Raw genomic sequence first — 12,341 nt, 5'->3', positions numbered from 1 at the left:
CAGCACGGCACCGCGATCGTGACCGCAGCCGGTATGATCAACGCCCTGGAAATCGCCGGCAAAACCCTGCCGCAAGCCAAGATCGTCTGCCTGGGCGCCGGTGCTGCCGCCATCTCCTGCATGAAATTGCTGGTGAGCATGGGCGCCAATATCGAAAACATCTACATGATCGACCGTACCGGCGTGATCCACTCCGGCCGTGACGACCTGAACCAGTACAAGGCTGTTTTCGCTCACGCGACCGAAAAGCGCACCCTGGCTGATGCACTGCAAGGTGCTGACGTGTTCGTCGGCCTGTCCGGCCCGAACCTGCTGAGCGCTGAAGGCCTGCTGTCCATGGCGCCTAACCCGATCGTGTTCGCTTGCTCGAACCCTGATCCGGAAATCTCCCCGGAACTGGCCCATGCCACCCGTAACGACGTGATCATGGCCACCGGCCGTTCGGACTACCCGAACCAGGTCAACAACGTACTTGGCTTCCCGTTCATCTTCCGTGGTGCCCTGGATGTTCGCGCCAAGCGCATCAACGAAGAAATGAAAGTGGCAGCAGCCAACGCCCTGCGCGAACTGGCCAAACTGCCGGTACCTCAGGAAGTGTGCGACGCCTACGGCGGCATCAAGCTGGAATTCGGTCGTGAGTACATCATTCCGAAGCCAATGGACAAGCGTCTGATCACCCTGATCTCCGATGCCGTGGCTAAAGCCGCAATCGAGACCGGTGTGGCAACCCTGCCGTATCCGAAGAACTACCCGCTCAAAAGCGTGGATGACGTGTTCAACGGCTAAGTCGTTGTAGCGCTTCAACCGAAAAGCCCCGGCTCGTTTTGAGTCGGGGCTTTTTTTTGTCTGGCGGGTGATCGTTCCCACGCTCCGCGTGGGAATGCCTCTGCGTTCGGCTCTGGATGGGACGCGGAGCGTCCCTGGCTGCATTCCCACGCGAAGCGTGGGAACGATCAATCCTGCAGGCACAAAAAAGCCCCGCACTTTCACGAAGGCAGGGCTTTCTGTTGGCGCTGAAATCAGAACAAATCGATCGGCGCCGCTTCATCCGCCGGCAGCGGGCTGCCCGGCGTAATGCCGTTACCCAGCTCGTTCATCGACGGTGGCGTGTCCTCGGCCTTGAACAGCTCGAAGTAGGCGCCCGGCGTGCCTGGAGTGGCGGCGCGGCCGCTGATCGGGTCGACTCGCAAGCTGAGGATGCCTTCGGGCTCTGGCTGCGTATGCGGCGGCAGGTCCTTGAGCGCGGCGGCCATGTAGTTCATCCAGATCGGCAGGGCTACGGTGCCGCCAAACTCCTTGCGCCCCAGGCTTTCAGGCTGGTCGAAGCCGGTCCAGACGGTGGTCACGTAATCGGCGTTGTAACCGGAGAACCAGGCGTCCTTGGATTCGTTGGTGGTACCGGTTTTACCCGCGATGTCGCTGCGACCCAAGGCCAGCGCACGACGCCCGGTGCCGAGTTTTATAACGTCCTCGAGCATGCTGTTGAGGATGTAGGTCGTGCGGCCATCAACAATGCGTTCAGCCACCGCCGGTGCTTGGGGTGTCGGTTGTGCGTTCATGGCATCGCTCGGCGTTGCGTTGACCGTGAAAGCTTCGGCAACTGGCGCGGCAATGCCGTCGGTGGCTGCGCCGCCCTTCGGCACGCTGGGCGGATTGGCGACGAAAAGCGTGTCGCCGTTGCGGCTTTCGATTTTGTCGATGATGTAAGGAGTGATCTTGTAGCCACCGTTGGCAAACGTGGCCCAACCGGTGGCGATCTCCATCGGCGTCAGCGTTGCGGTGCCCAGTGCCAGCGACAGGTTGGGTGGCAAATCCTGCTTGTTGAAGCCGAAGCGGCTGATGTAGTCGATGGTCTTGCCGACGCCCATCGCTTGCAGCAAGCGGATCGATACCAGGTTGCGCGACTTGTACAGCGCCTCACGCAAACGAATCGGGCCAAGGAAGGTGTTGGTATCGTTCTTCGGGCGCCAGACCTTGTCCAGGTACTCATCGACGAAAACGATCGGCGCATCGTTCACCAGGCTGGCGGCGGTGTAGCCATTGTCCAGCGCAGCGCTGTACACGAATGGCTTGAAGCTCGACCCAGGCTGACGCTTGGCCTGCAGTGCGCGGTTGTAGTTGCTCTGCTCAAAGGCAAAGCCACCCACCAGCGAGCGGATCGCGCCATTTTGTGGGTCGAGGGACACCAGCGCACCCTGAGCCTGGGGAACCTGACTGAACTTCAGCGAATTGTCCGGCTGGCGTTGTACACGGATCAAGTCGCCAACCTGGGCGACATCCGACGGCTGCTTCGGATTGGGCCCCATACTGTTGGTGTTCAGGAAAGGGCGAGCCCATTTCATGGTTTCCCAGCTGACGTGTTCCTGTCCGGTGCGGGTCAGCACCTGCAGCCCGGTCTTGTCGACCTGGGTAACGATGGCCGGCTCAAGGCTGCTGATGGTGCGCTGCTTGGTCAGTTCGGTGGCCCAGGCTTCGCGGGTCTTGCCCGGCAGGCGTGATTCGGGGCCTCGGTAGCCGTGACGCTGGTCGTAGGTCATCAGGCCTTCGTGGAGGGCGGTGTTGGCCATTTCCTGAAGGTTGCTGGGCACGGTAGTGGTGACGCGGAAACCTTCGGTATAGGCGTCGCTACCATAGCGGCCGACCATTTCGGCGCGGGCCATCTCGGCGATGTAAGGGGCGTTCACTTCCGGTGTCGGCACGTGATAGCTGGCGTTCAGCGGTTCGTTGATCGCCGCGGTGTAATCGGCTTCAGTGATTTTGCCCAGTTTGTACATGCGCCCCAGGATCCAGTCGCGCCGCTCTTTGCTGCGGGCCGGGTTGGCCAACGGGTTGAAACGAGACGGGGCCTTGGGCAGGCCGGCGATCATGGCCATCTGCGCCAGGCTGACGTCGCGAATCGACTTGCCGTAATACACCTGCGCGGCAGCTTCGATACCGTAGGCACGGTTGCCCAGGTAGATCTTGTTGACGTACAGCTCAAGGATTTCGTCCTTGGTCAGCTGGCGTTCAATCTGCAGTGCCAGGAGGATTTCCGTGGTCTTGCGGGAAAAGCTGCGTTCGCTGGTCAGGAAGAAGTTCTTCGCTACCTGCATGGTAATGGTGCTGCCGCCGGACTGGATGTGGCCACTTTTGACCAGTTGGGTCGCCGCGCGCATCAGGCTGCTGGGGTCGACGCCGTAATGGTTGGCGAAGTTGTCGTCTTCAGCACTTAGTAACGCATTTATGAAATTGGGTGGAATGTCGGCGAACTTGATCGGGGTACGGCGCATTTCGCCAAATTCTGCGATCAACTTGTTATCGCTGCTGTAGACCCGCAATGGAATCTGCAACTGAATGCTTCTCAAAGCCTCCACGGACGGCAATCCGGGGCTAAGGTAAAGAAACGCCCCGCTCAGACCCAGAAGCAGTCCGCAGAAAACCGCGACGATGGACCAACCGAAAAATTTCAGCAGACGAATCAAGGCTTTTGGATATCCAGGGCAAAAAATGAATTAGGCATCAGGGTTCAGGCTAAAGGCGAACGACCCGCGCTTGAGAAAGCGGAAAAAAACGCTGGGCATTATAAGCATTTTTCCGCCGCAGGCGTCATTGACGGCAGCTGTCAAGACGGGCGGAGGGAACGCAATACACATTACAGAGTCCGTAACTCACGGATAGTCATAGGGAATTGCTAGTGCCAGGACTCTTCAACAAAAAAGCCAATACGCTTTTAGGGATCGACATCAGCTCAACTTCGGTGAAGCTCCTGGAGCTGAGCCGTCAGGGCGACCGTTACCGGGTGGAGGCCTACGCGGTCGAGCCACTGCCTGCCAGTGCGGTTATCGAGAAAAACATCGCAGAGCTCGAAGGTGTGGGCCAGGCCCTTTCCCGCGTAGTGGTCAAGGCCAGAACCAATGTCAGGAACGTCGCCGTCGCCGTGGCCGGCTCGGCGGTGATCACCAAGACTATCGAAATGGATGCGGGGCTTTCCGATGACGAGATGGAAAGCCAGCTCAAGATCGAGGCCGATCAGTACATCCCTTATCCGCTGGATGAAGTCGCCATCGATTTCGAAGTCCAGGGCGCGTCGACACGTAACCCCGAGCGGGTCAATGTGCTGCTCGCCGCCTGTCGCAAGGAAAACGTCGAGGTTCGTGAAGCGGCATTGACCCTGGCCGGCCTGACTGCACGGGTGGTTGATGTCGAAGCCTACGCGCTGGAACGTTCGTTCGGCTTGCTGGCCAATCAGTTGGCGGCGTCGAAGGAGCGCCTGGTAGCGGTGGTCGATATCGGCGCAACCATGACCACCCTGAGCGTGCTGCACAAAGGGCGGATCATCTATACCCGCGAACAACTGTTTGGCGGGCGACAACTGACCGAGGAAATCCAGCGTCGCTACAACCTGACCGTTGAACAGGCGGGGCGGGCGAAGAAGCAGGGCGGGCTGCCTGACGACTATGAGCGTGAAGTGTTGCAGCCTTTTCGCGAAGCTCTGGTTCAGCAGGTATCCCGCTCGTTGCAGTTTTTCTTTGCTTCCGGTCAGTACCACTCCGTTGATCAGATCCTTTTGGCAGGCGGGACCGCTTCGGTTCCGGGGCTGGACCAATTGATCGAGCAGCAATTGGGCACGCCGACGCAGGTAGCCAATCCGTTTTTCGAGATGACCCTGAGCAGCAAGGTCAATGCCGCGGCCCTGACCAGCGATGCCCCGGCCATGATGATTGCCTGCGGGCTGGCCCTCAGGAGTTTCGACTGATGGCACGGATCAATCTTTTACCTTGGCGGGAAGAACTGCGCGAGCAACGTCGCAAACGCTTTCTGCTGACTCTGGTCGGCGTGCTGGTGGGATCGGCAGGCGCTGTGCTGATCGCCAATCAGGCCATCGACGGTGCCATCAGCCGTCAGATTGCGCGCAATGATTACATCGGCAAGCAAATTGTCGTGGTCGACGAGCGGATCAAGCAGATCAGTGAGCTCAAGGCTCGCCGTCAGCAACTGGTCGAGCGCATGCGGATCATCCAGGACTTGCAGGGCAACCGGCCGATCAGCGGGCGGATTTTTGATCAGCTGGCGCGAACCCTGCCGGATGGGGTGTATTTCACTGAAGTCAAAATGTCAGGCAAGACCCTGTCGATCACCGGTGCGGCAGAGTCGAACAATCGTGTATCCGATTTGATGCGCAACCTGGATGCCTCCGATTGGTTTGATGCCCCCAGCCTGACCGAGGTGAAAGCGACCACTGCCGGACAACTGGATCAAGCCAACGTCTTTCAGTTGAGCGTGCGGCAGACCCAGCCGGCTGCGGTGGAGGGCGGGAAATGACTCCGTCTGAATGGTTCGAAGGGCTGCGCAAGATCGATATCAACGAACTGGATACGAGCAATATCGGTTCCTGGCCGCCCGCGATCAAGGTGTTGGTGGGTGTGCTGCTGATGGTTCTGGTGTTGTCGCTGGGTTACAGCATGTCCACCAGCGAGCTTGAGAACCAGCTAGATCTCAAGCGTGAGGAAGAGTCGACCCTCAAAGAGCAGTTCGCCACCAAGGCGCACATGGCGGCAAACCTCGAGCTTTACACGCAACAGATGAAAGAGATGGAAAACTCCTTTGGTGTGCTGCTGCGGCAATTGCCCAGTGATACCGAAGTCCCCGGTCTGCTGGAAGACATCACTCGCACCGGTCTGGGCAGTGGCCTGGAATTCGAAGAAATCAAACTGCTGCCGGAGGTGACCCAGCCGTTCTACATCGAATTGCCGATCCAGATTACCGTCACCGGCGCTTATCACGACCTGGCGACGTTCGTCAGCGGTGTAGCCGGTCTGCCGCGCATCGTCACCCTGCACGATTTCGACCTGGCCCCGGCCAACCCTGACGGCGGGCCGAAACTGCGCATGAGCATCCTGGCCAAGACCTACCGCTACAACGACAAAGGGCTGCAGCAATGAGCCTTGTTCGCGGACTTTGCATGGTGATGTTGCTGGTCGTGCTCGGCGGTTGTAACAGTGGCGAAGACTTCAGCGACCTGGACGCCTACATGAACGAAATGCGTCTGCGAGCACCGGGGAAGATTGAACCAACGCCCACATTTCGGTCTTACCCGACATTCACCTACAACGCTGCCAACCTGCGCAGCCCGTTTTCCCGGCAAGTCAGAATCGACCTGGCCGGTCAGAAACACGGGTCGCGCAACGTCAAGCCGGACCCGAACCGGGTCAAGCAGTACCTCGAGGGATTCAATATCGAGCAGTTTGAAATGGTCGGCACAATTTCCAATGCGGCTGGCTCCTTTGCATTGTTACGCGGGGCTGGCGGAGTGCATCGGCTGAAGGTCGGCGATTACCTGGGGCGCAACGAAGGCCGGATAGTCGCCATCAGCAGCGCCCAGGTCGATGTGGTCGAAATCGTCCCGGATGGCCAGGGTGCCTGGCTGGAAAGGCCGCGGACCATCCCTTTGAAAGAGCACTCATAGTGGGATTCGAAAAATGAACAGGATTTTCTCCACCCTCGGAATGTCGCTATGGATAGCGTTGCTGTCGCCGATGGTACAAGCGGCCAACCTCAAAGCGCTCGATGTCGCTGCACTGCCGGGCGACCGCGTCGAGTTGAAGCTGGCGTTCGATGAGCCACCGCCGGCTCCCCATGGGTACACCACTGAGTCGCCAGCACGGATCGCACTCGACCTGCCAGGTGTGGTCAGCCAACTGGCCAGCAAGACTCGTGACCTGGGGGCGGGTAACGCCCGCAGCGCAACCGTGGTCGAGGCCAAGGATCGTACGCGGCTGATCATCAATTTGACCCAGCTGACGCCGTACGACACCCGAATCGAAGGCAATAATCTGTTTGTAGTGGTTGGGCAGGGTGGCAAAAGCGCGACTCGCAGGCCGGTTGCCACTACCACTGCCGCCCCGACCCCGGCACGCCCGGTTGCGACGGCAAGCAAAGCCATACGCGGAGTGGATTTTCAGCGTGGCACGCAAGGAGAAGGCAATGTAGTGATTGATCTGTCGGACCCTTCCATTGCGCCCGACATACAGGAGCGCGAGGGCAAGATCATTCTCGGTTTCGCCAGGACCCGTCTGCCCGAACCGTTGCGAGTACGCCTGGACGTCAAGGATTTCGCCACGCCTGTGCAGTTCGTCAATGCCAATGTCACCGGCGACAGAGCCACCATCACCATCGAGCCCAGCGGCGCCTTCGATTATTCGACTTACCAGACCGACAACAAGCTGACCGTCAGCATCCGCCCGATGACCGTCGACGACCTGCAAAAGCGCAATGCCGACCGCTACGCCTACAGCGGCGAAAAGCTCTCGCTGAATTTCCAGGACATCGATGTGCGCTCGGTACTGCAATTGATCGCCGATTTCACCAATCTCAATCTGGTGGCCAGTGACACGGTGCAGGGTGGCATCACATTGCGCCTGCAAAACGTGCCTTGGGACCAGGCGCTGGACCTGGTGTTGAAGACCAAGGGGCTGGACAAGCGCAAGATTGGTAACGTCCTGTTGGTGGCGCCGGCCGATGAAATCGCCGCAAGAGAGCGTCAGGAACTGGAGTCGCAGAAACAGATCGCCGATCTGGCACCGCTGCGGCGGGAGCTGCTTCAGGTCAATTACGCCAAGGCAGCCGATATCTCGAAGCTGTTCCAGTCGGTAACAAGTGCCGAAGCGAAGGTCGACGAGCGGGGGTCGATCACTGTCGATGAGCGCACCAATAACATCATTGCCTACCAGACACAGGATCGGCTCGACGAGTTGCGGCGGATCGTGGCGCAACTGGATATTCCGGTGCGCCAGGTGATGATCGAGGCGCGAATCGTCGAAGCCAACGTCGATTACGACAAGAGTCTTGGCGTGCGCTGGGGTGGCTCGATCCAGAATAAAGGCAACTGGAATACTTCGGGGGTCAGCAATGGTGCCAATTCGTCATCGACCATCGGTACACCGGGTAGCACCAGCACCAACTCGCCGTTCGTCGATTTGGGGGCGGTCAACAATACCTCGGGTATCGGCATTGCCTTCATCACCGACAATGTCCTCCTGGACCTTGAACTGACAGCCATGGAGAAAACCGGTAACGGCGAAATTGTCTCGCAGCCCAAGGTGGTCACGTCCGACAAGGAAACGGCGAAGATCCTCAAGGGCACCGAGATTCCTTACCAGGAAGCCAGTTCCAGCGGCGCCACTTCCGTGTCGTTCAAGGAGGCTTCGCTGTCGCTGGAAGTAACGCCGCAAATCACGCCGGATAACCGGATCATCATGGAAGTGAAGGTCACCAAGGACGAGCCGGACTACCTCAACAAAGTCCAGGATGTGCCGCCGATCAAGAAAAACGAAGTCAACGCCAAGGTCCTGGTCAACGACGGGGAGACCATCGTTATTGGCGGCGTTTTCTCAAATACTCAGAGCAAGGTTGTAGATAAGGTGCCATTTCTTGGCGATGTGCCGTATCTTGGCCGCCTTTTCCGGCGTGACGTGGTTTCGGAGAAAAAATCCGAGCTGTTGGTGTTTCTCACTCCGCGTATCATGAATAACCAGGCGATTGCTGTGAGTCGTTGATTCTGTGCGAAATTTGATTCTTGTAGGACCGATGGGCGCTGGAAAAAGCACCATCGGCCGGTTGCTGGCCAAAGAGCTGCGCTTGCCATTCAAAGATTCCGATAAGGAAATTGAATTACGCACGGGCGCCAATATCCCATGGATCTTCGATAAAGAAGGCGAACCGGGCTTTCGCGATCGCGAGCAGGCAATGATTGCCGAACTATGCGATTACGACGGCGTGGTGCTGGCGACCGGTGGTGGCGCAGTCATGCGCGAAGCCAATCGTCGGGCACTGCACGCCGGCGGACGCGTGGTTTATCTGCATGCTTCCGTTGAGCAGCAGGTCGGGCGCACTTCGCGTGACCGCAATCGCCCTTTGCTGCGCACCGCCGATCCGGCCAAGACCCTTCGGGATCTGCTGGCGATCCGCGATCCGCTCTATCGGGAAATCGCCGATCTGGTGGTGGAAACCGATGAGCGGCCACCGCGAATGGTCGTGCTCGATATTCTGGAGCGTCTGCAGCAATTGCCGCCCCGTTAAAGCGCTGCACGAAATGCGCTATCCTCGGCGTCCTGCCATGACCGCAATCGGTTGTGGCGGATGGCTACCGGACGGCGTCAGACCAGCAGGGGCCGTGGACATTCGTTAATTCAAGGCAGGACGCCTGATTCCATCTTCACTGTGGGGACACATGCAGACACTCAAGGTCGATCTAGGCGAGCGCAGCTACCCGATTCATATTGGCGAAGGTTTGTTGGATCAGCCTGAGCTGCTGGCCCCGCATATTCGCGGGCGGCAAGTGGCGATCATTTCCAACGAAACCGTTGCGCCGCTCTATCTCGAACGTCTGACCCGCAGTCTGGCGCAGTTCTCGGTGATTTCCGTGGTGCTGCCCGATGGCGAAGCCTTCAAGACCTGGGAAACCCTGCAACTGATTTTCGACGGTCTGTTGACCGCCCGGCACGATCGCCGCACCACGGTGATTGCCCTTGGCGGCGGCGTTATCGGTGACATGGCCGGTTTTGCCGCGGCCTGCTATCAGCGTGGTGTCGATTTCATACAGGTCCCGACCACGCTGTTGTCGCAAGTAGATTCTTCCGTGGGTGGCAAGACCGGAATCAACCACCCGCTGGGCAAGAACATGGTCGGCGCCTTTTATCAGCCGAACGTCGTGCTGATCGACACGACCTCGCTCAATACCCTGCCGGCCCGCGAACTGTCCGCCGGTCTGGCGGAAGTCATCAAGTACGGTCTGATCTGCGATGAGCCATTCCTGACCTGGCTCGAAGACAATGTCGATCGCCTGCGCAACCTGGATCAGCAAGCCCTGACCTACGCCATCGAGCGCTCTTGCGCGGCCAAGGCAGCGGTGGTCGGTGCCGACGAGAAAGAGACCGGTGTGCGAGCCACGCTCAACCTCGGCCACACCTTCGGTCATGCCATCGAAACCCACATGGGCTATGGTGTCTGGCTGCATGGCGAGGCTGTGGCTGCCGGCACCGTGATGGCGCTAGAGATGTCCTCGCGCCTGGGCTGGATCAGCGAGCAGGAGCGTGATCGCGGCATTCGGCTGTTCCAGCGCGCCGGGTTGCCGGTCATTCCGCCTGAAGAGATGACGCCAGCCAATTTCCTCGAACACATGGCAATTGATAAAAAAGTGATCGACGGTCGTTTGCGCCTGGTGCTGCTGCGCCACATGGGCGAAGCGGTGGTGACCGACGATTATCCGAAAGAGGTTCTACAGGCCACGCTGGGAGCGGATTACCGCGCCCTGGCTCAGCTTAAAGGTTAATAAGAACGCGATGACTAGTTTGCATGCCGACGAGGCTTTCCTCGGCCATTACCAGTTGAGTCATGACCCTTTCGCTCCACGGGTGCCTGGCTTCAAGTTTTTCCCGGCCCAGCGCAAACCCGTGCTGGGGCAGTTGCATCATCTGGCGCGCTATAGCCAGTTGCTGCTGGTGGTCACAGGCCCACAAGGCAGCGGCAAGACCCTGCTGCGTCAGGCCCTGGTGGCCAGCACCAACAAACAATCGGTGCAGAGCGTGGTGGTTTCCGCCCGTGGCGCCGGCGATGCGGCTGGCGTACTGCGGCAGGTGGCCCAGGCACTGGACGTTGCCCAGGCCGAGATCGGCGCAATCCTGGCTCAGGTGGTGCAACTGGCACTCACCGGTCAGGAAGTCTATCTGCTGGTGGACGATGCTGAGCAGCTCGACGAATCCGCGCTCGAAGCGTTGATGGCGCTGGGTGCCGGTGCACCGGAAGGTCGCCCGCACGTGTTCCTGTTTGGCGAGTCGTCGATGATTGCTCAACTGGAGCAGTTGAGCCTCGAGGAAGAGCGCTTCCACGTCATCGAGTTACAGCCGTACACCGAAGAAGAGACCCGCGAATATCTGGATCAGCGCCTCGAAGGTGCAGGTCGGGGTATAGAACTTTTCACCGCAGATCAGATCTCTGATATTCACGAAAGCTCCGAGGGTTGGCCTGGCAATATCAACCAGGTTGCCCGCGATGCAATGATCGAAGCCATGATTGCCAGCCGCTCAGCGGTGAAGCGTCCAAGTATGGGGTTCAATATGCCGAAGAAACACGTATTGGCGATTTCCGCCGTCGTCGTGGTCGCGGTAGCCGCCGCCTGGTTGATGCCAGGTCGCAGCAAAGCACCGACCACCGGTGCTCCGGCCAACGAGCAGGCGCAATTGCCGCTCGGCCAGGGCGCGCCTCAGGCGAACGGCGGCGCACCAGCCGTCGAATTCGCCGGCAATACGCAGCCGATGCCGCTGCCGTTGGTCGGTAATTCGCAGCCTGTCATGCGTGGTCCTCTGGCCGAAGCAGCGGGCGGTATTACCGAAGGTGACGATGGCGTTCCGCTCGAGGGCTCCAGCGAGACACCGCCGACCGTAACTACCACTGCGCCGCCTGCGGGCGTTCCGGCCGGGCCTGCGCCGACTCCTGCGGCCAAGCCGGTTCCGGCCCCGACGCAGGTCGCTACCGCCAAGCCTGCACCGGTTCCGGCGCCAGCCGCCAAGCCTGCTCCAGCTCCGGCCAAGCCGGCGGTCGCCGCAGCCAAGCCTGCCGAAAAACCAGCCGCCGCCACCAAGGCTGCCGGAGGTACCTGGTACGCCGGTCAGGCGCCGAGTAATTATGTGGTGCAAATCCTCGGTACCAGCTCCGAAACGGCCGCACAAAGCTTCGTCAAGGAGCAGGGCGGTGAATACCGTTATTTCAAGAAGGTCCTCAACGGCAAGCCACTTTATGTGATCACCTACGGCAACTTCGCCAGTCGTGATGCAGCCGTTTCAGCCATCAAGGCCTTGCCAGCGAAGGTTCAGGCTGGTAAACCTTGGCCTCGCACTGTCGCCAGCGTCCAACAGGAACTGGCAACAACTCGCTGAAGATTCGGCGGCCTTACCCAGGCCGCCTCTCCAAGCACCTCAAAATTTCTGCAAGCGCGCGCTGGCCCCACAGGCCGCGTGCCTTGTGGTGTCTGCGTCACAGTAGTCTTTGAGTCGTTGCGGTCAGAATTAAAAAAGTTTTGACTAGCACAGCAGATCGCTTTAAACCTTTCATGAATGCGACATAGATTTGCGACATTTCGTCGTCAAATTTGTGAGCCTCCGTGTCGGTGTGTACAATGACCTCCCTTTTGCCCCCGCAAAGCTGGCGTACGTCCAGCGTGGAAGGTAAGTGGTTGAATTGAAAAGAAATTTGCCTCGATAAGGGGCAGCCTGGTGAGAAAGTGTCTATGAAAGCAGGTCTGTACCAACCCGATGAATTCAAGGATAACTGCGGTTTCGGCCTGATAGCCCATATGCAGGGCGAGC

General features: G+C 59.2%; 10 protein-coding genes and 1 pseudogene. 9 read left to right on the top strand and 2 right to left on the bottom strand.

The window, feature by feature from the left end; genetic code table 11:
• A partial coding sequence (locus D8V06_RS05715; protein WP_277751291.1) for a malic enzyme-like NAD(P)-binding protein occupies nt 1-786 on the top strand: 786 nt, incomplete at its 5' end.
• 233 nt (nt 787-1,019) lie between these two features.
• On the opposite strand, the gene D8V06_RS05710 is transcribed toward D8V06_RS05715, so the two are convergent.
• Nucleotides 1,020-3,461, bottom strand: a complete 2,442-nt coding sequence (locus D8V06_RS05710; protein ID WP_056852260.1) for a penicillin-binding protein 1A — start codon at nt 3,459-3,461, stop codon at nt 1,020-1,022.
• 212 nt (nt 3,462-3,673) lie between these two features.
• Between D8V06_RS05710 and D8V06_RS05705 the strand changes: the two genes are divergently transcribed.
• The 8 genes from D8V06_RS05705 to D8V06_RS05670 all read left to right on the top strand — a co-directional run bounded on the left by D8V06_RS05705 (nt 3,674) and on the right by D8V06_RS05670 (nt 11,912).
• Entirely contained in the window at nt 3,674-4,735 is a 1,062-nt protein-coding gene (locus D8V06_RS05705) for a pilus assembly protein PilM (RefSeq protein WP_130906992.1), read from the top strand.
• A complete protein-coding gene (locus tag D8V06_RS05700; protein WP_130906993.1) occupies nt 4,735-5,301 on the top strand; it encodes a PilN domain-containing protein in 567 nt (188 codons plus the stop codon). Before D8V06_RS05705 ends, D8V06_RS05700 begins: the two co-directional genes overlap by 1 nt.
• A complete protein-coding gene (pilO, locus tag D8V06_RS05695) occupies nt 5,298-5,921 on the top strand; it encodes a type 4a pilus biogenesis protein PilO (protein ID WP_056852263.1) in 624 nt (207 codons plus the stop codon). The genes D8V06_RS05700 and pilO overlap by 4 nt, the downstream gene beginning before the upstream one ends.
• The gene (locus D8V06_RS05690) at nt 5,918-6,445 is read left to right on the top strand and encodes a pilus assembly protein PilP (RefSeq protein WP_130906994.1); all 528 of its coding nucleotides are present in this window, start codon (nt 5,918-5,920) and stop codon (nt 6,443-6,445) included. The genes pilO and D8V06_RS05690 overlap by 4 nt, the downstream gene beginning before the upstream one ends.
• 13 nt (nt 6,446-6,458) lie before the next feature.
• Nucleotides 6,459-8,534 (top strand): type IV pilus secretin PilQ family protein, encoded by a 2,076-nt coding sequence (locus D8V06_RS05685; RefSeq protein ID WP_056852265.1) that lies wholly within the window; start codon nt 6,459-6,461, stop codon nt 8,532-8,534.
• 4 nt (nt 8,535-8,538) lie between these two features.
• On the top strand, nt 8,539-9,057 hold the full coding sequence (gene aroK / locus D8V06_RS05680) for a shikimate kinase AroK (RefSeq protein WP_056725695.1): 519 nt from the start codon (nt 8,539-8,541) through the stop codon (nt 9,055-9,057).
• Nucleotides 9,058-9,208: 151 nt separating this feature from the next.
• Entirely contained in the window at nt 9,209-10,309 is a 1,101-nt protein-coding gene (gene aroB / locus D8V06_RS05675; protein ID WP_056852266.1) for a 3-dehydroquinate synthase, read from the top strand.
• 10 nt (nt 10,310-10,319) lie between these two features.
• Complete coding sequence (locus D8V06_RS05670; RefSeq protein WP_130903904.1) at nt 10,320-11,912, top strand: AAA family ATPase; 1,593 nt, start codon at nt 10,320-10,322, stop codon at nt 11,910-11,912.
• A gap of 206 nt (nt 11,913-12,118) precedes the next feature.
• On the opposite strand, the pseudogene D8V06_RS30565 reads toward D8V06_RS05670, so the two are convergent.
• Nucleotides 12,119-12,341: pseudogene (locus tag D8V06_RS30565) on the bottom strand (hypothetical protein); the annotation flags it as partial.

This window comes from Pseudomonas sp. Sample_24 (assembly GCF_004307605.1).
Taxonomy (GTDB): Bacteria; Pseudomonadota; Gammaproteobacteria; order Pseudomonadales; family Pseudomonadaceae; genus Aquipseudomonas.
Note: the sequence above shows the minus strand (reverse complement) of the source record. Positions and strands in the feature narration are given on the sequence as shown.